This is a genomic window from Cupriavidus sp. H39 (assembly GCF_050271075.1).
GTDB lineage: Bacteria > Pseudomonadota > Gammaproteobacteria > Burkholderiales > Burkholderiaceae > Cupriavidus > Cupriavidus necator_B.
This window is the reverse complement of the sequence record NZ_CP189846.1, coordinates 1,102,011-1,126,230: the sequence shown is the minus strand read 5'-3', so window position 1 is coordinate 1,126,230 and position 24,220 is coordinate 1,102,011. Positions and strand designations below refer to the sequence as shown.

Genomic DNA, 24,220 nt, shown 5'->3' with positions numbered 1-24,220 from the left:
GCGCGCCTCAGCGTCGGTGCTGGCGGAGGAACTGCCACATCATCGTGCTGGCATCCGGCCCGATCTCGCTGTGATAACTGTAGCGGTCGTCGCCACCGCTCCAGGCGTGGCCCAGTCCCTCTACCTCGACCAGCGTCACCAGGTCCCGGCGCCAGCGGCCGAAGCGGTATTCATGCGACCGGCCCGGGACATTCCCCTCCGGCTCGAAGCGCGCGGGGCGGCCGGCGAGGCGGTCTTCCAGGCCGTTGTAGGCCAGGAATTGCCGCGCCAGCAGGCGCCCGTTGAGCGGATGCACCGCATCGTCGGCGAGTCCGTGGATCACCAGCGCGGGCATCTCGGGACCGCCCGGCGTCACGCCGGCAGCATCGAGCAGCCAGGCGGGCTCGGCCTCGGAGCCTGCCTGCATTACGCGCAAGCCGGCGCGCGGGTTGGCGGCCGCACCGATGACCACGCCGGAATGGAGTGCCACGGCCGCCACCTTGTCCGGGTAGCGCAGCGCCACCACCGCGGCCATGGCCGCGCCCGCGGACATGCCCGCCAGGTAGATCTCGCGCTCGCGCACATCATGGCGCGCCGCCAGCGCGTCGACCAGCGCCGCCACCGCCTGCGCCTCGCGTCCGCCGTCGGCGGCGCCGAGGTCAAACCACTGCCAGCAGCGCTGCACCTGGCGGCGCAATGGCTGTTGCGGGTAGGCGACGATAAAGCCCTCGCGTTCGGCCAGGGCATTCATGCGCGTGCCCGCGGACAAATCATCCGGCGTCTGCCGACAGCCATGCAGCAACACCACCACCGGCAACGGACCGCGGTGGGCCTTGGAGGGGATGTAGAGGTGGTAGGAAAGCTGGGGCACCAGTTCGCCCGGCATGGGCGCGAGGCGCAGCCGGTGCGCCTGCCAGGTGCCTCGCAAGGCGTCTGACGCAGGTAATGGCCGCGCGGTTCGGCCCCGCGGGGACGGGTCCGGCGGACGTGCCGGCGTGAGCGGATTAAGAGAATCCATGTGCTCGAGCCAGGACTTCACCTGGGCTTCCGTGCGGGCCTGCACGCGGCTTAGGCGCCGCATGCGCGCCTGCCAGTCGGTGGCAAGACTCTTGGTCATGAGGACTCCTGTATGACGGAATCTCCCCCTATGCCTGTATTGTTGCGTTGCAGCATACCACAGCCAAGAGAAGTCCACCCGCCATCGGCGGCGAGGTAAACCGGAGCGCAACGGCGGAAGTGCCGCGGTGCCCGCCGGCGGCCCCAAGACCGCCGGACGGCGCAAGCCGCAGCGGTCAGCGATCGGCCACCCGCTTCCAGCCGTCGGGCGAGAAGCTGCGAAGGGCCCTGGCGCGCGCGGCCGTGCCGGGACCCAGGTCGCGTTCGTAGAACACGCGGTCGCTGCCGAGCAGGAAGGTATGGACGCCGGTATCGCCGTAGCGCGCCGGCCATGCGATCAGGCCGTAGCTACCACCGCTGCCCGGGCCAGCAGGCAGGATGCGGTAGTGATAGCCGTAGAACGCCTCGGCGGCAGGCGTTTCGGGGCCCATCGCCAGTGCGTCGGGGCCAAGCGGGCTTGCATCCTCTTCACTGGCGGCAGGCCAGTAAAGTCCGTCGGTCTTGCCTGCCGTGCTGATCAGCCGCCTGGCGTAGCGCCCTGGCCCACCTGCTCGGCATAGCGCTGCTGCGCGTCTGCCAGCTGCAGCAGGGTTTCCATGGTGACCAGCTCATTGCGCCCGAGGCGGCGGCGGCGCACTTCCTGCGTGCCAGCCGGCAGGTCGAACTGCCAGCCGTCCTTCTGCCGGGCCAGCGGCACGGGGAAGGTCCATCCGCTCTCTCCCACTGCAATGCGCGCGCGGCGGTCGCCGTCGGGCTGCACGGCGTGGTGGCGGGCCCATGCACCCAGGAAGTCATAGACGTCGTCCTGGTCGATCGAGCCCTGCGGCACCAGTAACTGGTATTGCCGGCCAAGCACGCGCTGCAGCGCGTCGCCATCGCTGCGCGCGATGGCATCGCCAAGCGCATCGGCCGCCGCTTCCGGACTCGGAAAAACCTGTTGCGCCGCGGCGGGGACGGCCAGCGACAAGGCAAGGGCAACAGCCACCAGCGGCAGCACGCGCGCCCCGCGCGCGAAGCCGAGCGCAGAAATCAGGTTACCGGTCTTGCGCATCATGCTTTACCTCCGGCCATGGCCAAAATGTTCAGCGCCGCCCAGCCGGCCCCCTCCCCCTGGCCCGCCGCCCTGATGCACGCCCCTTTGGTGAAACCCGGCCGGACGCACCGGCGCCGCATGGTGCTCAAACGACGCGGCGCGCTGCGTCTGCTGGCGCACGCGGTCGCCATTGCCGGCGTCGCGCAGCGCGCTGTCGCGATTGGCGTGGTGCGCGCGGTCGCGCGCTGCGGCCTGGTCCGCGCGCTGGTGCTCGGCACCCGCGGGCCGCGGCGTGCGCGCGCCCGCGCCGCCCGCGCCGGGCTGCGCGCCCGCGGTGCGACCGGCCACGCCGCCGGCATGGCCAGGAATCGCTTGGCCGGTACGGCCTTCGAACGAACGGGCGGCGCGGTCGCGTGCCTGGTCGCGCGCGGAGGGCTCGCGCGGCACGGCCCCGGCGCCGCCGACGCGTTGGCCCGGCTGCGCGCCTGCCTGGCGATTGGCCAGGCCGGCCTGGCGCTGCTGGTCATAACGGCCGCGCACCGCCGCATTGTTGTAGGGCACATTGCCGCGCCGGGCGGGGTCGTGCTGCCAGTTCACGTTGGCGCGATTCACGTCCAGGCGCTGGTTGACATTGATGTTGTTGTAGCGGTTCACGTTGATATTGACATCGTGATCGTGCCAGTCAAATCCGCCCCACATCGCATCGACCGCGGCCACGCCCAGCCCGAAGCCGATGCCGGACACCAGTGCCGTGGCGAACACCGAGCCTGGCGGCGGCGGGTAATACGCTGGCGGATAGGCCGGATACGGCCAGGTGCCGTACACCGTAGTCGGGTTATAGGCTGGCACGTAGACCACTTGCGGATTGGCCGGCTCGATCTGCACGATGGTGGTGCCGCCTGAGCTCTGGGTCACCACCTTCTGCTGCTCGGTGGTCTTGAGCGTGCCTGCCTTCTGCGCTTGCAAGCGCAGCCGCTGCACCGAGTCCATCACATCGTTGGGCTGCGCCAGGAACGCATCGCCGATGGACTGCACCCACTGCGGCTGGCGTCCCATCATGTCGAGCACCGACGGGAAGGCGGCCAGCGACTGCACGCTGGGATCCCAGTTCTGGCTGGCCACTGCCTTGGTCGCGGCGTCGCCCGACAGGCTGGGATTGGCCTTGGACCATTGCGCCGCCGCGGCGACGTCGGCCGGATATGTGGCCGCCATCAACACCTGGGACAGCAGCGCATCCGGATATAACGCCACCGGCGCGGTCAGCTGGTCCAGCTGTGCGTGGTTCAGCGTGGTTTGTGCCAGCGCGGGCTGCAGCGGCGCCATCAACATCAGTGCCAGGCACCATGCGAAGAGCTGTTGAAGACGATGCATAGTGACGCTCCACAAGTCGGCAAGTGACAGCCGGCCGGCCGCGGTGCGCCGCTCAGCGGCGCTCCTGCGCGCACTGCTGGCGATACGCTTCTTCCAGGCGCTTGCGATCCGCCTGGCGTTCCAGCGTCGGGTAGGTGCGTCCGTCAGCCGTGGTGACCGAATCTTTGCCGGTGGACCATTCGGGCCCGCCGGGCAATGCATTGATCTGGTCGAGCAAGCCCTGGCAGTGCTGCCGCTGCGACGCCGAAAGCGTGCCGCCAGGCCCTTCCACCACCGCCGTGGCCTCATCCAGCATCCGCGGCGGTGGCGGCGCCACCATCGGCGTGCCGGCCGCCGCGGCCGAAGCCGCGCTGGCATTGCCGGCTGCCCACAACGGGGCGGCCGCCATGGCGGTGCAGGCCAGCATGCCCGCCTTGATAAGAAACTTCGTCAAACCCAGACTCCAGAGCCGTCCACGACAAATCTGTGCCTGCCGTGGGCGGGGTTGCAGGAACCGTCCGCCGCTAGCGGTCCTTGTCGCTGCCGCCACGGCCGCCGGTACGGTTGCGCATCAACTCAAGCTTGAGCAGTGCATCCGCAAGCATACTCTTCAGCCGCGCATTTTCTTCCTGCAGTTCGCGCAGCTTGCGCCCGTCACGCCCCTCGCCGTTGCCGAGCTGGCCGTAGCGGCTGCGCCATCCGTAGAACGATGCATCGCTGAAGCCATAGCGCGCGCACAACTCGCGCACCGGCACGCCGCTGGCCGCCTCGGCCAGATATCCACGGATCTGCTCTTCCGAATACCGTCTGTTCACGAATCTCTCCGCTTCGCAACGGCGAGGCGCAGGCGTCGCACAGCCGCGACGCCAACCGTGCCGACTCTCGCCGTAAGTTAGCCCACGGCCGCCGCAAAAGGCAATTCAGTGTCTTCGCGCTGCGAGTTAAGAAAATTATCTGGAGCACGCCAGTACCGTAACCCAGGTACGGATTACGAAATTTCGTTATTCCAATTTGGAACGAGCGTGGACTGATTGTTACTAAACCTCACCCGAGCGGGGGATGACGAGCTTCCGGGAAAACCGGCATTTGGCGCCAAACCGGGCCGCAAACGCTGATTTGAAGCCATGTCTTGGGAGCGATACAAAGCGGGGAAAATGAATTCAATAAGACTGTCATCAATTCAAGTTTCTATGACTTTTTCTAAGCATGTATTAAGCTTCCTCGGCACCAACTAAATTTCAAACGCCTTCGCACGATGCCCCACGGCACCGGCAGAAGCGCGGTTCCGGCAGCGCGCACCGTCAAGGAGTCGCCCCAGTACGCCGGTTCCATCCCGGCCGCCGGCATACGCCGGATTTTGGTGGATCAAAGCATCGCTACGCAGTTGGTCGAGTCCTGGCGACACGCCGGCGTGTCACGCGTGTCGTGAAGCATCGTGCCGGAGGCTTTGCATGCGCGCTTCGTATTAGTCCACTCAGTTCGCCCGGCGCGGTGCCAATCGCCAGCGTGCCTGGCCGAAGCGCGCGGTGCGCCCTGGTTTCATGCGCGTCATGACTGGCGCCTTGCTGTTTGCGTCGGACCGACAGAAAAAGAAAGCGAAGTCATGTATCGGGAGAAGTCGGAATGCGTCATGTCAGCACGAAGTTGTTGCATGTCTTTGTTCTCGTCATGGAGTACCGCGACCTGACCGCGGTTGCCGCCTGTACCCAGGGACGCGTGCCCACCGTGGCCTACAGCCTGGCGCGCTTGCGCGAAATCACCGGCGACCCGCTCTTCGTCAAGCGCAACGGCATGCTCGAGCCCACGCCGCACGCGCTGCGCCTGGAACAGACGGCGCGCCAGATCCTGGCCAAATGGAACCACCTGGTGCGGCCCGGCGAAGCTGGCCTGAGCAAGCGCCACGACGGCGGCCGGCGTGTCTCCATCGGCTTTTCTTCGTCGATCGGCGATCCGGTCATCACCGAGATCCTGACCGCGCTGTGCGAGCAATTTCCCCAAGACAGCTTTGTCACGCGCCCGGTGATTGCCGACGCTGCGCTTGCCGGCCAGCTGGGAGATGGCGAGCTTGACTGCGCCTTCGTCGTCGACAGCGGGCACGATCCCGAACGCGTGCGCCAGCACAACATCATGGCGACGCCGCGGCGGCTGGTCAGCGCCACGCGCGGCGGCAGCCCGGACAGCGAGAGTGCCTGGATCCTGTTGCAGGAAGACAGCGAGGCCGGCAGCCCGCTGCGCGCCTTCCTGAGCCGGCAAGCCATCACGCCCGGCCATCGCGAGACCGTGGTGCCATCCTGGCATACACAGATCACGCTGCTGCATTCCGCCGGCGGCATCTGCCCGGTGCTGGATTTCAACGTGCCGCTGGTCACGCGCGAGCGCAAGACCCGGCTGCTGGCGCCGCCAAGCAGTTTCCCCGAATGGGCCGCGCTGCATTTCTGGGGGCCGGAGCGCAGCCGCGACCAGGGCGTGCTGCGCGACGTGATGGAAGTCGGCAGCGCCGTGCTGCGCGACCCGCTCAAGGCCATCGACGGACGCCGCAACGCACGCGCCGCATTCCAGGCCGAGACCGCTGCCACCTGAGGCTGCGGGGCGGCGCGCTGGCGGGCCCAGGCGTCATGCCGGGCCATGATTTACGAATCCTCCTAGTTCGGGCGGACTGGTGCGCCGCTATGCTGCCATGGCATTGCCGCAGTCCGGCCGTCTCCCGTTTGGCCCGGACCGGCAGCGATGCGAGCAGTTGTCCGGCGCCTTCCTGTCTGGCGTCATTTTTGCGCCGCACGTCCCCTTGGCGTGCGGCGTTTTCTTGACGTTCGCCGAAGGCTGCGCCGCCTGAACAAGAATCGAGGAGCAACCCGATGGCATTGAGGATCCTGCTTGCCGACGACCACCCGCTGGTCTCGGCAGCCGTCGCAGACCGCTTGCACACCCAGACCGGCTGGGAAGTCTGCGGCAGCGTCACCAGCGCGACGGCGCTGCTCAACAGCATCGACAGCCTGCGCCCCGATGTCGTCATCACGGACTACCACATGCCCGCGCAGGGCGAACGCAACAGCGACGGACTGCGGCTGCTGGCGAGCCTGCGGCGACGGCACCCGTCAATGGCCGTGATCGTGCTGACCATGATTACCAACCCGCTGGTGCTGCGCTCGATTCTCGACACCCAGATCCATGGACTAGTGCTGAAGGACGCCCCGCTGACCGAACTGGTCACGGTGGTTTACCGGATCCAGCGCGGCTTTCACTACATCGGCAAGTCGGCCATGGAAGTCCTGTCGCAGGCCGATCCGGGCGGCCCCTTGGGAACGGGGCGGGCCGGTGCGCAACGCCTGTCGCGGCGGGAAATGGAAGTCTTGCGGCTATACCTGACCGGGCGCTCGGTCAGCGAGATCGCCATCCAGCTGTGCCGCAGCGTCAAGACCATCAGCCGGCAGAAGAACTGCGCCATGCAGAAGCTCGGCGTGACCAACGACCGCGAGCTGTTCGAGTTTGCCGCGCTCAACGGCCTGCTGCTGAGCGGCTGAGCGCCACGGCATCACGCCGCGTCGGCCTGCTCCGTCGCGCGCGCCTGCGCGTGGGCAATGCCCGCCTCGAGGCGGGCGAGGCCGCGCGACAGCTCACGCATGGTCGTGGGCGACACCTCGGACAGCACGTCCTCAAGAAACGCCGAGCGCAGCGGCATGGCGCGGGCCACCACCTCGCGGCCGGCCGCCGACAGCGTGACATGGGTCACGCGGTTGTCGCGCTCGGACGTGGAGCGCTCGACCCAGCCCAGTTCCTGCATGGCCTTGAGCTGACGAGTCAGCGCACCGGGATCCATGACGACGAGGTCGGCCAGTGCCTTCTGGCCGATGGCACCCTCCTGGTGATGCAGCGCATGCAGGATGCGCCAGCGCGGCAAGGGCAGTCCCATGCGCTGCTCGAACGCCCCCGCATAGGCGCGGTAGGTTCGGCCGAACTGCTGCAATACGGCCACGCTCTGTCGCTCCAGTTCCATCCATTCTCCTCAGGGTAAATTGCCGCCGGCTTCAGTCCGCCGCCATCGCCGGCGCCGGGGCGCGGGTCAGCCTGATCGACGGCACCTGGCGCGCACACCATACGCCCAGCGCGGCCGCCGCGCCTGCCACCACCAGGCCGAGGTGGATGGATCCCACCAGCGACACCCGCGCCTGCTCCAGCAGCAATGCGCCATTGTGCCCGGCCTGTTCCAGCTGGCCGAGCAGTGCCACCTGCGACGCCTTGTCGATCAGCACCTGCGGGTCGGCCATGCGCGACGCCCACTGGCTGGCATTGGCGCCGGACAGCGCCTGTTCGATGCCGCCGGTGTAGCTGCGCGTCACCAGCGTGCCCACGATCGCCGTGCCGACCATGCCGCCTACCATGCGCAGCGACTGCAGCATGGCGGTGGCGATGCCGAGGTGCTCGCGCCCCGCGGTCTGCTGCGCGAATACCGTCAGGTTGGGCATGATGAAACCCAGGCCGAGCCCGCCCACCAGCATGATGGCCAGCAGCACGCTGTGCGGCATGCCGCGGGTTGCCTGCGACAACCCCAGGCAGGACAACGCCAGCATGCCGAAGCCGGCATAGAGCATGTTGTTCGGGCGCCGGATGCGGGTCACGATGCGGCCATTGAGGATGCTGCCCACGGTGATGCAAACCACCAGCGGCGTGATCAACACGCCGGCCTGCTTCGGCGAATAACCAAATCCGCCCTGGAACAGCAGCGGCGCATACAGCAACAGTGCGAACATGGTGAAGCCAGTGAACACCGCCAGCTTGAACAGCGGCGCCAGCCCCGGGTCACGGAACATCTCCACCGGCAGGATCGGATTGGCGCAGCGCCGCTCCCACTGCCACAGCGCCGCCAGTGCGACCACGGCCAGCGCGAGCAGGCCCGCGGTGTAGCCATCGAGGCCACGCGCCGGCAACAATTCCACGCTCATCTGCAGGCTGCCGAGACCGGACGCGATCAGCACCGCACCCAGCCAGTCCACGCGGATCGGCCCGCGGTGCGCCTGCTGGCGCAGATGCGGCAGGTACCGCCAGGCAAACCACAGACCCAGCACGCCGACCGGCAGGTTGACATAGAACACCGCGCGCCAGCCGTACCACTCCGTCAGCAGGCCGCCAAGCGACGGCCCTACCGCATTGGCAACGCCGAACGCCGCGCTCAGCATTACCTGCCAGCGCAGCCGCACATGGGAATCCGGAAAGAGGTCGGCAATGCAGGCAAAGGCGGTACCGACCAGCATGCCACCGCCAATACCCTGCAGCGCACGCGCCAGCACCAGGAACGGCATGCTCGGCGCCATGCCGCACAGCGCGGAGGCAACCGAGAACACCACGATCGAGGCCAGCACGAATGGCTTGCGGCCGTAATAGTCTCCCAGCCTGCCGAACACCGGCACGGTGATCACCGAGGTCAGCAGGTAGGCCGTGGCCACCCACGCGTAGTACTCGAACCCCTGTAGCTCCGCTACCACCGTGGGCAGCGCAGTGCCGACCACGGTCTGGTCCAGCGCCACCAGCATCACCACGAAGGCCACCCCCAGCATGGCCATCAGCGATTCGCGAAAAGGCAGGATTTGGCCGGCGGGCGGAGCACTGTGTGGCTCGGGGTTCATTTTATTGCTCGATCAATCGTTGTATTGTCAAGAATTATAGGGCATCTCCGAAGGCCTTGCCGGATGGAACAGCGAAGGCTTGGCGCGACCGCGGCCAGGCGATAGCCGCCAGCGCCGATACGGGAAGTCGGTTCATTTCAGCGGCTGGCCCGAGAACTTGTGCCGACTTCAGCAGCACCGGCCATCGAGCTTTGGCGGCCGGGCTGCGCGCACTCAGGTCTCAGCCAGCGTCGCGCCGGACCGCCGGTGGCTTCCAGGTACCGTCCAGCGCCTCGGGTGCGGGCCGGTACAGGCGCAGGTTCAGCGAAAAGCCGCCCGTTGCCGGCGTGGGCAACCAGTTGGATTCGGCGCCCGCGGGCGGGTCGCGCTGGATCAGCAGGTCCAGCGAGCCATCGGCGTTGTACTTGAGCGGATCGCGATCGCCGATGGCGAAGCGGTGGATCGGATTGGCGGCAAAGAACTGGCGATCGGTGTACATCGTCAGCGACCAGAAGCTGCGCGCGGGCGGCAACTGATCCTTGTCGAAGTGGATCACATACCTGGCCGCACTGTCGAAGGGCTTGCCATCGGCGTCCGCCATCGCCAGCGGGTAGACCGCGTCTTCGACCACGTTGGCGCCGAGGCCGGCAAAGGCGACCACGGCACGGCGCAGGTAGTCAGTACCGTAGGTGCCGATCGGGTTGCCGATCATTCTCCAGCCGTTGCTGACGGCGCCGGAGCGCGGCAGCGCCTGGGCCATCTGCTGGCGCGCCTGCGCCGGAGCGGCCTGAAGCGCCGCCTGCAGATCCGGCGCGAGCCGGTGCATGGCGAAGGCCTGTCCCGGCACCAGCCCCAGGCGCGCCATGCGGTCGAGAATGGGGTAATCGTTGGCGTGCGGCGGGTTATGCTTGATCAGCTCGGCAAAGATGGCGAAGTAGCGCGCAGCGTCCATCTTCGCCACCTGCTCCACCGGCGCGCTCATGTCCTGTCGCGGGTTGGCCTGGCCCGTCAGTGGCTTGTAGCCGCGCTGGCCCCAGGCACTGAGCGGCGTGGCATGGAGGCCGGCCTGGAATCTGTGCACGGCGGCATAGTCGGCACTGCCATTGGTCTGCGTCCTGCCGATCATCCAGCCTGTGGCTGTCGGCGAGACATAGGCGGACATGCCGGCCGGAAGCTTGCCATGCCAGCGCGGGCCGACAATGGCAAACTGCTGCGGACCGTTGCCGGTGGTGCGCGAGCCAGGCGAGCTAAAGACATCCGTCCACATGTCGAGGATCGGCAGGAGATAGTAGCGGCCGCCGGAATCCGGCACGGAAATGATCAGCGGCTCGCGCGAGACGTCGTACCAGAGCGACGAGTAGAGCGTGTCCGCATTCGGCCGCACCACGGCGTCGAACTTGTCGTCCGGGAAGGCGGGCACATGCGCGAACTGGTTCATGGGGGCGCGGATGCCGCTCCTGGGGTCTGGCGCCGCGACGTTGGTCGAGACCCGTCGCGTCACTTCCATCAGCACCATCGGATAAGCATAGAGATACGCCTCCGTGGCAATCTCCTGCGCCTCGGCCAGGCCGCGCGGCGCCGCGCCTGCGCTGCCAATCAGCGCGGCCATGCCAAGCACCGCGGCGCAGGCGCGCCGCAGCCACGGGATGTTGGTCAGGGTCGTCATGCCTGCTCCTGTCTTTGCTGGGACCTGGTTCTGGATCGGCTCTCGGCGGGCGGATCAGCCTTCGAAGGTGGACAAGTCCCTGGGCTGGATGTCGTTGGCCTGGCAGTAGCCAAGGTAGCGCTCCATCGAAGTCTTCCAGTTCTCGACCGCGATGATGTTGTCCTTGTCGTCCAGGTAGAGCAGCTCGCCCGAGACGATATTGAAGGTGATGATGTCCGGGCCTTCGGCATACGCCGCCTGGGGCGTGTGCCGCGTCGAGGCGGTCTCGTACACCACGCTGCCGGGGTGGGCGGTCCAGTCGTGCTCCTTGTAGCGCCAGCTTCCCTGGACGGTGTAGACGATCACCGTGCCGGTATGGTGATGGCGCGGCATTTCCATGCCGGCGGGCGCCTTCAGCAGCGTAATGGTTTCCCCCCGTACCGGATCGATCTTGAAGTACTTGATCATCACGTCGTTGCTGTACGGCGCAAACGGCATCCACGGCGTGTCGTCGCCGTCGAGGCAACCGGTGTTGATCGATTCGAACAGCATGGCCTGTCTCCTGTAGTGGCCGCCTCCGGGACGGACGCGGCAGAATTTGGCTTCCATTCTGCGGAGACAGTCCCGGGCCAGGCTTGTCATTTTCAGACAGCGATCTATCATTTCCAGACACCGCATGCCCCGCACTGCGCGCCCGTTCCCCCCGCATCCCTTCAACGATGAGAGCCACCGCCCGCCCCTTGCTACCGGCCCGTTATTTTTTGCTGCTGTGCGACTACTTCAAGTCCGCCGGCACCTCGCTGGAGGAACTGGCGCGTGCGGCGGACATCGATCCGGACCGCTTCCGCGAAACGGATTTCGGCCTCACCTCGCCGCAGATCGACCGCCTGCTGGCAGAAGCCGTGCGAGTGACCGGACGCAGCGACCTCGGCTTCGAGTGGGGGTGCCGCCTGAAGCTGAATTCGCACGATATCCTCGGGTATGCCATGCTTTCGTGCACCACGCTGGACCAGTTGCTGCGGCTGTGTTCGCGCTACTACCAGCTGCTGACGCCGATGTTCAGGATGCGTTACGAGCGTACCGGCGATCGCGCGGAAGTCATCTTCCGGCCGGCGCTGCCGATGGTCCGGCAAACGCTGAACCTGCTCCAGGAGGCGATTGCCGTATCGGTGCACCTGCAATGCAAGCCCTTGCTGCGCAACCCGTCCTCGGTCTACGACATCTACATGGCAATGGAAGCGCCGCCGCATGCGGCTCGCTATCGCGAACTGGCGCCTGCGCGCGTGCATTTCGGCGCGTCGCCGCTGCCCGGGATCCGCATGGTGGCCGATACCTGGAGCCTGGACGCGCCGCTGCCGATGGCCGACGCCCACGCGGTCCGCATGGCGGAGCAGCGTTGCCGCATCCAGCTGCAACGGAACACCGAACAGGGCAACTGGGCCGGCTGGGTGGTCATGATGCTGACCGAAGCGGAGGATAGCCAGCCGACGCTGGAGGAACTTGCCGGCCTGATCGGCATCTCGGCGCGCACGCTGGACCGCTACCTGAAGAAGGAGGCTAGCAGCTTCCGCGACCTCGCCATCGCAGTCCGCAACGGACGCGCGCAAAAGCTGCTGCGCGAGGGGCAGATGCCGATTTCACAGATCGCCTACCGCCTCGGATTCACCGACGTGGCCAATTTCAGCCGCGCCTTTCGGCGGGCCAACGGGGTCAGCCCGTCGGATTTTCGCGGTGGTGGCGGCCGGTCATTGTGACCGCCGCGTCAGGCGCTGCGACGAAGCCCTGTGATGCCCTGGATCGGGACGACTGCGCGACAAGGGTGGGCGTTATTCGGCTTGAATCCCCGCCTGCTTTACCAGAACCCCCCAGCGGTCCACCTCCGTGCGCAGCCGGTCGCCGAGTTGAGCCGGGCTGGACAACTTGAGTTCGATGCCCTGGCTGTCGAGCCGGGCTTTGGTCTGCGGACTTGCCAACGCCGAGCGGACTTCGTCGGCAAGCCGGGTCACCACCGCTGTTGGTGTCCGCGCGGGCGCGACCAGGGCCCACCACTGGCTGACCTGCATGCCCGGCAGCCTGGCTTCGGCCGCGGTCGGCACGCCAGGAAGCGCCGGCACGCGCACCGGGCCCGTCACCATCAAGGCCGAGATCTTGTTGCCGCCGAGCAGGCTGCTGCCGCTTGCCAGCGTAGCGAAATGGCCCTTGACCAATTGCGCGGACACATCGGTCAGCGCCGGCGCCGAGCCCCGGTACGGCACCGGGTCGACCGCGATGCCGGCCTGGCTTTCAAGCATCTTGGCGGCCAGATGGCTGATCGTGCCGTTGCCGCTGGTGGCCAGCTGCAGCGGTTTTCCCGCTTTGCGCGAGTCCGCCAGGAAGCGCTGGATCTCTCCGGCGCGGTATTGCGTGCTGTCCGCGAACAGGATCAGCGGCGCCTCGCCCAGCAGTGAAACCGGCGTGAAGTCGCGCAACACATCGTAGGGCATCTGGCGGAACACGGACGGCGCAACGGTGTGCGCCAGCTCGATGATGCCCAGCGTGTAGCCGTCTGGCGCGGACTTGGCGAGCATGTCGGCGCCGATGCGGCCGGAGGCACCCGCGCGGTTGTCGACCACCACGGACTGGCCCATCGATTCGCTCATGCGCTGCGCGACCGCGCGGGCCAGCGCATCGGTACTGCCGCCGGCAGCCCAGGGCACGATCAGCCGGACCGGCTTTTCCGGATAGCCGGCCAGGGCCGGGGGCAGGTGGACCGCGAGGCAGCAGGTGATGGCGGCCAACAGGTAACGCAGCTTCATGAGTGTCTCCCCAAGGTGTTTGAAGTTCAGGCTTGCCCCGGATCGCGGTCGCCGCGCGCGGTCAGCATCAGCATCACGGCTTCGGTCCTGGCGAAGCGGCCGTCGGCGCGCAGGGCCTGCGCCGCGGCAAATCCCGCTCCGGCGCACAGTTCGGCCCAGAATCCCGCGGCAGCGAGATGGCGCGTGCCGTCGCGTGCCGCCGCGTCGTCGACGAACACCGCGCCGCCGCCCGAGCGCCTGACAGCAAGGACCTGCTGGGCGGTCACGGTTGAGCCGGCCGTGGAGAACTGCCGGGTCGTGCCCGCGAAATCGGACTGCTGCGACGCCCCCGCCAGCACCCGCGAAAGCCGCGGAAACGGCTCGACCGCCCAGAGCCGCGGCATGTTCGGCAGATGCCCGAGCGCGACGAGGTCCCGCAGCGCGCTATAGATGCCCCACAACAGATCGCCGCGCGCGGTGGGTACGACGACATGGTCGGGCCGGCACCCTTGTGCAACCCACTCCAGCGCGACGGCCCGGTAACCTTCTACCCCGAATACGGGGCTGCCTACCGCGGGCACGCTGTAGTTGGTCAGCGCGAAGGCTCCCTCCTGCTGGACGCGCCGGCGCACATGCGCCCAGCGCGCATGACCGTTTTCGCAGACGACACGGCGTGCGCCGTAATGGCGCAACGCCGCGTCAAACACGGAGGGCAGCGCCTGGTAGGTCGCAACTTCGCAGTACAGTCCCGCGGCGGCGCAATAGGCCGCGGCCGAGACCGCGGCGTTGCCGCTTGACGCCAGCACCACCTCGCGCGCGCCGATATCGAGCGCCCGGCTGACGGCCTGCGCCGACATGCGGTCCTTGTGCGAGCCGGTCGGGTTCGCGCCTTCATTCTTGATCCAGACCGAGGCCACATCGGCCAGCGTCGCCAGCGCTGGCACCGGCACGCATGGCGTGGCGCCCTCCCCCAGGGACACGCCATCCAGGTAGGGCTGCCAATGGCCCCATATATAACTTCCGCTTTTCGGGGCAAAACCCAGCCCGTGAGGCTGATAGACGACCTCAAGGCTGCTTGGCCGACCGGCGGCCGCGCACGCGGGGCAGCCCTCGGGCAAGTCCGCGACCGGATAGGGAGCCTGGCACGTGATGCATCGCAGCTGTTGCATTGCCGGATTCAGGAGCGGTCTGGTCGAAGGCGGATGGCGGCTGGCACGCATGGTAAAGGCCGGAGTGAAAGTGGCTCGAGTCTATGCGAAGCGGCGCCACGGATGCGCAGGCGCGCCGATGATCGACTTAAGCAAAACTTATAGGATAGAGATGGAGACAGCCACCGAAGCCGGCATCAGCGCCCGGCAGATCGAGGTGTTCCGCATGGTCATGCGCCTCGGATCGGCGCGCCGGGCCGCCGAAGCCCTGCATATCAGCCAGCCCGCCGTGACACAGATCGTGCTGCAGCTGGAAAAGGCGGCGCGGCTGAGGCTGTTCGATCGAAGCAAAGGACGTATGGTGCCGACGCCCGAGGCGGCGTCCCTGATGGACGAAGTCGAACGCGTCTATGTCGGCCTCGACGCCGTGCAACGCCGGATCGATCAATTGCGGGCCCATGAAGATACGGTCCTGCGCGTGGGGGTGCTGCACGCCATGGCGTCCAGCGTGATGCCGACCGCGGTGGCGGACTTCGTCCACCGCTATCCGCGCGTGCGTTGCCAGCTCGAGGTCGACAGCTCCAGGGCCCTGCGCGAGCGCTTGCTTCAGCGCGAACTCGATATCGCGTTCATGGGCGACGAAGCGGACACCAGCGGCCTGACCGCTTCCGAGTTCTACGCGGTGCAGGCCGTTTGCGTCGCGCCGGCGACGCATCCGTTCGCGACGCGCGCGAAAGTCGGCATCGAGGACCTTGTCGAGGTGCCGCTGATCGGCCTGGACGCCGCGGATCCCGCGCAACGCTGGCTGCAGGCGTGTTTTGCCGAACTCGGCATCGCGCCGCGTTTCGTGGCGACGACCCCGTACAGCCATACGCAATGCTCACTGGCCCTGGCCGGCGCCGGCCTGGCGATCACCAATCCGCTGGTCGCCCGCACCTACGTCGCGCTCGGGCTGCGCAGCGTACCGCTGACCGCTCCGGTCCGCTTCCGCGCCATCCTGGCATTCCATCCGACCCTGGGCCAGTCCACGGCGGCACAGCAGTTCGTGAGCCTGTGCCGCCAGCGCCTGGCCGATCTGCAGTGATGCACGCGCGACTGCGGCGCCTGCGTCAGGCGGCGTGGCTGCCGCACTGCGCTTCCAGCTTGTCCGCCAGTTGCTCCAGTTCAGCATCGATTGCCTGCCAGTCGGCACCGATGGCGCCCAGCCCGGCGCGCCGCACGGTCTGCTCCAGCCAGCGGCAAGCCTGGCTCTGCACCGGATGGCCGATCACCGACAACGCTCCGGCCAGCCCGTGCAGGCGCTGCGCAAAGGTCTCGGCATCGCCGGCGCGCAGCGCCTCGGCCAGTTCGCGTTGATCGCGGCGCAGCGCGTCGGCGTGCAGCACGGCGCCGCCGCCGGCATGCCGGTCCGGCGCCGGGCGTGCGCCCACGCGGGGGCCGGCAAAGTCCTCGAGCAGCTCGCGCAGTGTGGCCAGGCCGACCGGCTTGGTCAGGCAGCGGTCGATGCCGGCCTGCCGGCAGCGCTCGGCCACGTCGGGACCGACGCTCGCCGTAATGGCGACGATGGGCATCGCATGTCCGGTGTCGCGCAAGCGCCGCGCCAGCGTGAAGCCGTCCATGCCAGGCATCTGCAGGTCAGTCAGGATCAGGTCGTAGCGCCGTCCCGATGCCAGCGACAGGGCCTCGGGACCATCGCCGGCCAGGTCGACCGATTGCCCCAGGCTTTCCAGCTGCTCGCGCATGACCAACTGGTTGATGGGATGGTCCTCCACCAGCAGCAAGGCAAGCTGCGCGGCAGGCGCCTCGGCGTGCGCCGGCGCCGTCGCAGGCACCGCTGCGACCTCTGCGCCGGCGGCAGTGGCGATTGCCGCGACCAGGCCCTGCCAGGCGTACGGGGAGGCCACCACGGGAGTCTGGGTCAGATCCGGCGAGGCCGGCGCCAGCGCGGAAATCACCACATCGGCATCGGCGCAGGCAGACAGGGCCTGTTCGTCGCAGACCAGCACGTCGACCGGCGTTGCCGGGGGCGCGCCGGGATCGTAGCTGACCGCGCGTGCGCCGTAGAACCGCAGCAGTTGCTCAACGCCCCGGTAGAGTTCGCGCAGGGTGACGTTCAGGCCGACAGTCAGCCCGCGCAGCGCAGCCTGCGGCCATGCCTGCGCGGGCGGCTCGATGCCGGCACCGGGCAGCGGCAGGCTGACGATAAAGCAGCTGCCCAACCCTGGCTCGCTGACCACGCGGATCTCGCCGCGCATCAGTTCGACCAGCCGCCGGCAGATCGACAAACCCAGGCCCGTGCCGCCATAGTGGCGCGTATCGGGCTGCTCCGCCTGCACGAACGGCTCGAACAAGCGGCGCTGGTCCTGCGCCGCGATGCCGATGCCGGTATCGATGACACGGATCTCGACGCCCTCGGCGCTGCCGCCATGGCCAGCCCGCACGCGCCGCGCCGTGACGATCACCTTGCCTTGCTCGGTGAACTTGACCGCGTTGCTGACCAGGTTGTTCAGGATCTGCTCCAACTTGACCACATCGGCCATCACCGGCTCGGACAGCGACGGATCGGGGATGCACAGCAGGCGCAGGTGCTTGCGCGCGGCTTCGGCCGCAAAGCCACGGGTCACCTCCTCGACCACCGCATCGAGGCGGCACGGCCGCGGCTGCAGCGACATCTGCCCGGCCTCGATCTTGCTGAAGTCGAGCACGTCGTTGATGATGTCGATCAGCGATTGCGAGGCGTGCTGCATCACGGCCAGCTGGTCGCGCTGGCGCGGATCGAGCCGGGTCATGCCCAACAGCTCGATGCTGCCCAGCATGCCGTTGAGCGGGGTGCGGATTTCATGGCTCATGGTGGCCAGGAACGAAGACTTGGCCCGGTTGGCGGCATCCGCCGCGCGGATCGCTTCGCGCAGGCGCGCCTCTGCGCGCCGTGCCCCGGTGACGTCGTTGAGGGCGCACAGCACCGCCGCGCGGACCTCGTAGGTGATCTGCACCAGGCGGACTTCCAGCGAGCGCGTCTCGCCGTCGCGGCCGGCCATGTCGACGTCGAAACAAGGCAGCACCTGCGGCGGCCCTTCGGCGCCGGCGTCGCAGCTGGCCAGGCGCGCTGCGCAGGCGTCCTGCAGCTGCGCCAGCCCGGCGGGCGTGGCCTGGTCGATCAGCGACTGGGCGGCGGCATTGGCCAGCAGCACCTGGCGCGTGCTGCGCTCGACGATCATCAGCCCCACCCCCGCGACCTCGATCACGAAGCGACCCAGCGCATCGCTTTCCTGCAGGCGCAGGGACTGGCGCTGGGCAGGACGCATGATGCGCCGGTCGATCAGCCAGATCCACGCAAAGATCAGCAGCGACAACGAGCCGGTCAGCGCCAGCATCCACAAGGTGTTTGCCCGGAACTGCCGCCACACGCGGCCGACCTCGAGCACGCCCACGGTGCGCCAGCCCCAGGCGTCGAGCGGGTACTCCAGCACCACCAGATGCTGCAACAGGCCGTGCCGCACCAGCGCTGAACGCACCGTGCCCGGCTGCGCGCCCGCGGCGGCGAGTGCCGCGGCCACGGGCGCATCAAGGGGGCCGGCAGGCATGCCATCGGCGGTCAGCACCATGCCGGCATCGGTCAGCAGCAGGAAGTCGCCGTCCACGGCCTGAACGTCGGGCAACATCGGGGATAGCGGGAACTCCATCGCCAGCACCGCGGCCGGCTCGCCACCATCTTGCACCAGGGTGGCAAAGGTGACCGTGCGCATGCCGCTGATCCAGTCCTGAGCCAGCGGCAGCATCACCGCCTGCCCCGGGTGTGCGCGCAGGCGCGCCAGCAGCGCATCATTGCGCAGCCGCTGCACGGTGTCGCGCAGGAACGTCCGGCGCGCGTCGTCGCCCTGCAGCAGCGCGCGCGCCGGATTCAGCCGGCGCGGGATGACGTACAGCTGGTCGGCCTGCAGGTCGATCAGGTAGGCGTTCTGCACGTCGCGGTACTGCAGGTTGTTGACCCGGAAGGTGAACGTCATCACGTCGGCCAGGTCCTTCAGGCGCTTGCCCGGCGTGCCGGCCTGCGCCGACGAGACCAGCAGGGCGATGTACTGGCGGTCGCCGCGCCGCTGCAGGCGGTCGGTCCACTGCGTGTCGCGGGCAGCCGCCACCGCGTCGACGAGGCCGATATCGGACAGCCGCGCGAGCGAGCCCTGCGCACGCACCGTCAGCGCCTCGGCCCGGTGCAGCGTCGACTGCAGTTGTTCGGACTGTGCGCGCAGCACCAGGCCCTGGCGGTCGATGGCCTCGCGCAGGCGGTAGTGCAGCAGCACGCCCCAGGACAAGACGGTCAGGCCCACCACGCAGGCCGAGAACAGGTAGACCAGATAGCGGATCTGGCGAATGCTCAACGGCAATGCGGCGCTGCTGTCGGTCGGCATCAGCCTTTTCATTGCTTACCTCGTATCAAAGTCGCGGCCGGCCGGTGCCGCCGGCCGGTTTGAAAGTCGTGACGCGTGCGCTCGCCGCAGGCAGCGCCTGGCCTGTCACAACATGCCGCGCTGGATGGCGAAGGCGGCGAGCTCCACGTCGTTGTCGGCGCCGATCTTGCGCATGACGCTCTGCTTCTGGGTACTGATCGTCTTGACGGTTCGCCCGGTACGCACGGCGATCTCGGTCACGGACAAGCCGGACAGATAGAGCCGCAGGACTTCGCTTTCGCGGGTGGTGAGCAACTCGGCCCAGTCGCCGTAGTCGCCCAGGCTGCGGCAGCGCCGCCCCCAGATCAGGTCACAGGCGATTTCCGAGACCGAGGCCAGTTCCAGGTGTGCCATCCGGACCGCCTTCACGACCTCGTCGGCGTGGTCGCGTGCGGTCACGACATTGCGGCAGCCCTCCTTGATCAGCTGCAGCACGCCGGCACGATCCGCGATGTTGGCAATGGCGACTACGCGCTGCCGCCCCAGCGCGGCCAGCCGCGCGCCCAGGCGGGCGTAGCCGGACGGAGCGGAATCGTTGCCATGGCTGAGGGGGAAACGCATTGCCACCACGTCGCAAGCGCCTTGCCGCAGTGCGTGCACCAGGTCGCGTTCATCGGCCACCAGGCCAGTCAGTTCGATGCAGGCGCTGGCCGCGAGCCGCCGGCCCATCAGGCGCCGCATGACAGGTTGCGAGTCCGCGACGATCACCCGGATCTTTTCCATGGCCGCCTTACGCTCCAGCGTTATCCCGGTTTCAGGATGGGCCATTCGCCTGGCTTTCGAAATCAGCCAAGCCTGAAAAGTCCGCGGTATTTTCTGATCCGGCGCCGCTCAGCAGGCTGCGCGCGCTCGAGGCGTGGCAATGCCTGCCGGCCAGCGCCCGCGCGGAAATCGACAGTGAAAAGGAAAAGAGAAAGAGAAAAAGAAGCAGAAACCGCGGCGCTCACGCGGCCGCCGCGCTGCGGCGGCGATTATCGGGCGCCGCCCAGCAAGCCGTTGGTGCGGGCATATTCATAAAGCTCATAATCGTTGGCCAGACCCAGCTTCTTCATGGCAATGCTCTTTTGCGCGCTGATGGTCTTGCTGCTGCGGTTGGCCTGGCGCGCAATCTCGATGACTGGCACGCCGGCCGCGCACTGCCTGATCACTTCGAGTTCGCGCCGCGTCAGGATGGGGCGGCGCGACAGTTCATCGAGCCCGCCCGACGCCAGGATGGCGCGCACCGATGCCGGCTGGTAGCTCAAACCGCTGAACGCCGCGCGCACCGCCGGAATCAATTCCTGGACCGGATCGGTCTTGTTGAGAATCACCGAAATACCGACCTTCTGGATATTGCGGATCAGCGCCGGATTATCCAGCATGGTCATGACCACGATGCGCGTGGTGGGATAACGGCGCCGCAGCATCTGCAGCATCGGCAGGCCATCGCCGAACTGTCCGCCCGGCATGGAGTAATCGGTCACGATGACGTCGCAATCGGTGCTTTCGAGCAATGCGACCAGTTGGGTCGAATTGGTCGCGCTGCCCACCACCTGCATGCCAACTTCGAGCGCCAGCACCCGGCTCATTCCGTCCAGGACGACGGGGTGGTCATCGGCAATGATTACCTTGATCATTCATACCCCCTTGATTTTTCGGTTCCGTGGCCACGCACCGGTGTGCCGGGAACTGAGCCGGCATTCAATACCGGTCATCTTCGCTGCCTTGAATATTAGGAGTCTTCTGAAAAGTCCGAATTAAGGCATTCCTTAAATATGACTCGGCCAATCGCCGAGCCCGCCATTCGGACTGCCGTTCCGGCCCCTTGCCGGATCGTCGGGTCCGCCAAAGTATGCTGCAAGATACAAAGCCAGGTTGTCGATATGGGCCTGCACGGTTTCCCGGGCCTGGGCCACGTCCAGTTCCAGCTCGCGGCACAACGCGACGATTTCTTCGCCGTCTGCGGCGAGCGCCATGGCGCCGCGCATGCGATGGGCATGGTCTCGGACCGCTTTCAGTTCGCCGCTGCGCGCGGCGGCGGAAAGCGCCGCAAAATCATCCCGCATGGTATGCGCCAGCAACGCCTGGCTGGCAACGCTGTCCGCCATCGGCCGCACGCCGGCCTGGTCGGCGACCGGTTGCGCGGGCCCGTCGGCATGCGTTGGCAGCAGCGCGCGCAGGCACTCGGCGAGCGGGCCGAGCAAGACCGGCTTGGACAGGTAGCGGTCCATGCCGGCTTCCAGGCAACGCTGTGCCTCGTCCTGCGCGATGCTTGCGGTCAGCCCCACGATCGGCACGGTTGCCCCTTGCGCGCGCAGCCTGCGGCTTAGTTCGTTGCCGTCCATGCCGGGCATGTGGACATCGGTGAGCACCAGGTCAAAACTGCGCTGCCGCCACGCCGCCAGCGCTTCCTCGCCACTGGCCGCCAGCGTGGCCCGGCAGCCCAGGCGATCAAGTTGCTGCTGCATCAGCAGCCGGTTGTAGGGATGGTCGTCCACCACCAGTACCTGCAGGCCCAGCTGCGGGACGGGATCGGCTGCCGTGGCCACTGGCGGCGCGCTTGCGGGCGTCATGCCGGCGGCCAGGCACAGCGCGCGCAGGATGCCGGCCTGGTGGTAGGCGTTGACCAGCCAGCTGCCGCCGACCAGCTGCGGCTCGACCGGACCATCGGCACGGCCGAACACCACGCCGGCATAACCTTCCGGAATCGCCGCAATATGGCGGGAGGCGACCAACAGCACCATGCCGGCTCGCGGCGCCGGCCCGTCGCAAGCGATCGCCTCGCACCCCATCGCGCGCAGCGTGTCGATGGCATGGTTGCGGATGTCGTCGTCCTCGGACAGTATCGCCACCGGCGGCAGCACCGGTTCCAGCGGCCGGCGCGGGCCCGCCTGCGGCAGCCGCAGCAAGACCCGGAACACGCTGCCCTGGCCGGGCTCGCTGTGCACGGATACGCTGCCATGCATCAGCGCGGCCAGCCGCCGGCAGATCGACAAGCCCAGGCCGGTCCCGCCATAGCGCCGGGCGGTGGAAGGATCGGCCTGCACGAACGGCTCGAACAGCCGTTCCTGGACTTCCGGGGCGATGCCGGGCCCGGTATCCGCCACCTCGAGTTGCAGCGCGATCCTGCCTGCCGCGTCGGGCTGCGCTGGCACATCCGCCACATCGCCCTGAGGTACCCGTCCCAGGCGCACGATGACATGGCCTGTGGCGGTGAACTTCAGCGCATTGCCGAGCAGGTTGCCGATGATCTGGCGCACCCGCACCGGGTCGCCGGCCAGGCAGGGCAGGCCGGGCTCCGGATAGCACGACAACGCCAGGCCCTTTTGCAGCGCGATCGGCGCGTGCGACCGCACCGTCGATTCAAGCAGCTCGACCGGGTCGAACCGCACGCTGTCCAGCTGCATCTGCCCCGCTTCCGCGCGCGAATAGTCGAGCAGGTCGTCCAGGATCTGCAGCAGGACCTGCGACGAGGACTGGATGGTCGACAGCATTTCGCGCTGGCTACGCGCGAGGCTGGTCAGCGACAGCAGTTCCAGCGTGCCCAGCATGCCGTACAACGGCGTGCGGATCTCATGGCTCATGGTGGCCAGGAAGCGCAATTTGGCGGCGCTGGCCTCGTCCGCAAGCTGGCGCGCGCGCGCCAGCTTGCGGTGCGCCTCGCGTTCGTCCGTGACGTCATGGATCGCGCACAGCAGCACGTCCTCGCCTTCGAAACGGGTACGGCGGCCGACCACCAGCACGTCGCGCGCCCCACCCGCGCCTGCCGGCACCCGCACCTCCAGCTGCACGGGCGCCTCGCCACGCTGCGCGAGAATGGCGTCCAGCCATGGCCGGCCTTGCGTGCGCGCATCCAGCGGCAGCCATTGCGCGGCCAGCGCGTTCTCGGCCCGCACATGCGCATCGGCAATGCGCACCACCCGCAGGCCCACCGGCGCGGCTTGCATCACGGTGCGGTTGAAGCGCTCGCTGTCCTCGATGCGTTCGGCGTTGCGTTGCATCGGCACCAGGACCCGGCGCCTGACCATGCGCGCACCTTGCAGCACCGTCGCGATGCCGAGCCCGTAGAGCCCCAGCGCCGCGGCCAGCGCCAGTCCGTGGTCGGCCAGCCCTTGCGACAGCGGATAGGCATAGGCCGCGCGCCAGCCCTGGTCGCGCGCCATGCTGCCGATCATCAGGCTGCCTTGCTCGAACCAGTAGGCCACGCCGGCCTCGCTGGCGGCCAGTTCACGGGCGACCCGCTCGTTGAGGGCGTTGGGGCGCAACCAGCCGGCATCGCGGCCCTGGAACAGCAGCTTGCCGCGTTCATCGAAAAATATGGCGCGCTTGCCGGATACCGGCTGGCTGGCCCCCGGCATGCTGACATCGCCCATCAGCACGCGCACCGGAATGGCCGTCGCGGCATAGCCCAGCAGTGTTCCCGCGGCATTGCGAACGGGCAGGAAACAGCTCAGCATCGTTTCCTGCCCGATCGTTCCGGGATAGGGTCCGGCCCACAGCGGCGTGCCCGGCGGTGTCGAGGCCTGCGCCTCGCGGGCGCGGCGCGCCAGCGCCTTGGCCCAGTTGCTGACGGCGTCGGCAACCAGCGGCCCGCTCAGCGGCAGTGCCGCCGGCAGCGCGGGGGTCACCAGCGCCTCGCTGCCGTCCGCCATCAGGAACACCGAGCGCACGCCCTGCGGCGCCGTGCCCCAGTACGCGCGCTCGAAGATGGCAAAGCGGATGAAGTGCGACACCGCCGCGGACCGCTCTGCGCCAGGCACCGGCGCGCCGCGCATCAGGGTGGCGGGATTGATCAGCCCGGGCAACTCGATGGCACGCGCACTGCCGCCCGGCACGGCCATCAGCAAGGCTTCCAGCTGGGTTGCCGGCCGGTCGCTGCGCACCAGCCGGTACTCGGGCCCGGCGATCTCTGCCATGCGCCGGATAAAGTACTCGTGGGTGGCCTTGGCCGTTAGCACGGCGCCAAAGTGCTGGCGCGAGGCCCACGCCTGCTCCCACACCACGCGCTGGAACCGGCTATGCAGAAACAAGGCGAGACAGCCGCTGACCACCACGATCAGCAGGGTGGCAACGAGGGCGAGAAGGCGACCGGGAAACTGCGTGCCTGCGCGAGACAGCCAACTGGCCATTGGCGATGCTCCTTCTCAG

General features: G+C 68.0%; 18 protein-coding genes and 1 pseudogene. 4 read left to right on the top strand and 15 right to left on the bottom strand.

Annotated features, from left to right (window positions below; translation table 11 throughout):
• Window positions 1-7 precede the first annotated feature (7 nt).
• The 5 genes and pseudogenes from ACOCMH_RS05560 to ACOCMH_RS05540 all read right to left on the bottom strand — a co-directional run bounded on the left by ACOCMH_RS05560 (window position 8) and on the right by ACOCMH_RS05540 (window position 4,293).
• Window positions 8-1,096, bottom strand: coding sequence for an extracellular catalytic domain type 1 short-chain-length polyhydroxyalkanoate depolymerase (locus tag ACOCMH_RS05560; protein ID WP_427308163.1), 1,089 nt, complete (start codon window positions 1,094-1,096; stop codon window positions 8-10).
• 175 nt (window positions 1,097-1,271) lie between these two features.
• A pseudogene (locus ACOCMH_RS05555) lies at window positions 1,272-2,149 on the bottom strand (DUF2950 domain-containing protein).
• Window positions 2,150-2,152: 3 nt separating this feature from the next.
• Entirely contained in the window at window positions 2,153-3,499 is a 1,347-nt protein-coding gene (locus ACOCMH_RS05550) for a DUF3300 domain-containing protein (RefSeq protein WP_427308162.1), read from the bottom strand.
• A 52-nt stretch (window positions 3,500-3,551) separates the two neighbouring features.
• Entirely contained in the window at window positions 3,552-3,932 is a 381-nt protein-coding gene (locus tag ACOCMH_RS05545) for a hypothetical protein (RefSeq protein ID WP_427308161.1), read from the bottom strand.
• 70 nt (window positions 3,933-4,002) lie between these two features.
• Entirely contained in the window at window positions 4,003-4,293 is a 291-nt protein-coding gene (locus ACOCMH_RS05540; protein WP_427308160.1) for a transposase, read from the bottom strand.
• Between the two features lie 808 nt (window positions 4,294-5,101).
• Between ACOCMH_RS05540 and ACOCMH_RS05535 the strand changes: the two genes are divergently transcribed.
• Together ACOCMH_RS05535 and ACOCMH_RS05530 are read left to right on the top strand one after the other, a co-directional pair.
• Complete coding sequence (locus ACOCMH_RS05535; protein WP_427308159.1) at window positions 5,102-6,058, top strand: LysR substrate-binding domain-containing protein; 957 nt, start codon at window positions 5,102-5,104, stop codon at window positions 6,056-6,058.
• Between the two features lie 275 nt (window positions 6,059-6,333).
• Window positions 6,334-6,999 (top strand): response regulator, encoded by a 666-nt coding sequence (locus ACOCMH_RS05530; protein ID WP_427308158.1) that lies wholly within the window; start codon window positions 6,334-6,336, stop codon window positions 6,997-6,999.
• An 11-nt stretch (window positions 7,000-7,010) separates the two neighbouring features.
• Here ACOCMH_RS05530 and ACOCMH_RS05525 read toward each other — a convergent pair whose 3' ends face one another.
• The 4 genes from ACOCMH_RS05525 to ACOCMH_RS05510 form a co-directional block, all read right to left on the bottom strand.
• The gene (locus ACOCMH_RS05525; protein WP_427308157.1) at window positions 7,011-7,472 is read right to left on the bottom strand and encodes a MarR family winged helix-turn-helix transcriptional regulator; all 462 of its coding nucleotides are present in this window, start codon (window positions 7,470-7,472) and stop codon (window positions 7,011-7,013) included.
• A gap of 31 nt (window positions 7,473-7,503) precedes the next feature.
• Window positions 7,504-9,099, bottom strand: coding sequence for an MFS transporter (locus ACOCMH_RS05520; RefSeq protein ID WP_427308156.1), 1,596 nt, complete (start codon window positions 9,097-9,099; stop codon window positions 7,504-7,506).
• Window positions 9,100-9,319: 220 nt separating this feature from the next.
• On the bottom strand, window positions 9,320-10,744 hold the full coding sequence (locus ACOCMH_RS05515) for a DUF1254 domain-containing protein (protein WP_427308155.1): 1,425 nt from the start codon (window positions 10,742-10,744) through the stop codon (window positions 9,320-9,322).
• Between the two features lie 54 nt (window positions 10,745-10,798).
• Window positions 10,799-11,275: a 2,4'-dihydroxyacetophenone dioxygenase family protein gene (locus tag ACOCMH_RS05510; RefSeq protein WP_427308154.1), complete on the bottom strand. Its 477-nt coding sequence runs from the start codon at window positions 11,273-11,275 to the stop codon at window positions 10,799-10,801.
• Window positions 11,276-11,442: 167 nt separating this feature from the next.
• Here ACOCMH_RS05510 and ACOCMH_RS05505 point away from each other — a divergent pair, with 167 nt between their 5' ends.
• Window positions 11,443-12,477, top strand: coding sequence for an AraC family transcriptional regulator ligand-binding domain-containing protein (locus ACOCMH_RS05505; RefSeq protein WP_427308153.1), 1,035 nt, complete (start codon window positions 11,443-11,445; stop codon window positions 12,475-12,477).
• A gap of 72 nt (window positions 12,478-12,549) precedes the next feature.
• Here ACOCMH_RS05505 and ACOCMH_RS05500 read toward each other — a convergent pair whose 3' ends face one another.
• Both ACOCMH_RS05500 and ACOCMH_RS05495 read right to left on the bottom strand, forming a co-directional pair.
• A complete protein-coding gene (locus ACOCMH_RS05500; protein WP_427308152.1) occupies window positions 12,550-13,518 on the bottom strand; it encodes a tripartite tricarboxylate transporter substrate binding protein in 969 nt (322 codons plus the stop codon).
• Between the two features lie 26 nt (window positions 13,519-13,544).
• On the bottom strand, window positions 13,545-14,666 hold the full coding sequence (locus ACOCMH_RS05495; protein WP_427308151.1) for a pyridoxal-phosphate dependent enzyme: 1,122 nt from the start codon (window positions 14,664-14,666) through the stop codon (window positions 13,545-13,547).
• Here ACOCMH_RS05495 and ACOCMH_RS05490 point away from each other — a divergent pair.
• Entirely contained in the window at window positions 14,647-15,729 is a 1,083-nt protein-coding gene (locus tag ACOCMH_RS05490) for a LysR family transcriptional regulator (RefSeq protein WP_427308371.1), read from the top strand. The two genes, ACOCMH_RS05495 and ACOCMH_RS05490, sit on opposite strands and share 20 nt — an antisense overlap.
• 25 nt (window positions 15,730-15,754) lie before the next feature.
• On the opposite strand, the gene ACOCMH_RS05485 is transcribed toward ACOCMH_RS05490, so the two are convergent.
• The 4 genes from ACOCMH_RS05485 to ACOCMH_RS05470 form a co-directional block, all read right to left on the bottom strand.
• Complete coding sequence (locus ACOCMH_RS05485; protein ID WP_427308150.1) at window positions 15,755-19,066, bottom strand: ATP-binding protein; 3,312 nt, start codon at window positions 19,064-19,066, stop codon at window positions 15,755-15,757.
• Between the two features lie 93 nt (window positions 19,067-19,159).
• Window positions 19,160-19,816 carry a LuxR C-terminal-related transcriptional regulator gene (locus ACOCMH_RS05480; RefSeq protein ID WP_427308149.1) on the bottom strand — a complete coding sequence of 219 codons (657 nt, stop codon included), beginning with the start codon at window positions 19,814-19,816 and terminating at the stop codon, window positions 19,160-19,162.
• Between the two features lie 248 nt (window positions 19,817-20,064).
• Complete coding sequence (locus ACOCMH_RS05475; protein ID WP_427308148.1) at window positions 20,065-20,709, bottom strand: response regulator; 645 nt, start codon at window positions 20,707-20,709, stop codon at window positions 20,065-20,067.
• 132 nt (window positions 20,710-20,841) lie between these two features.
• Window positions 20,842-24,201, bottom strand: a complete 3,360-nt coding sequence (locus tag ACOCMH_RS05470; RefSeq protein ID WP_427308147.1) for a response regulator — start codon at window positions 24,199-24,201, stop codon at window positions 20,842-20,844.
• Window positions 24,202-24,220: the final 19 nt, after the last annotated feature.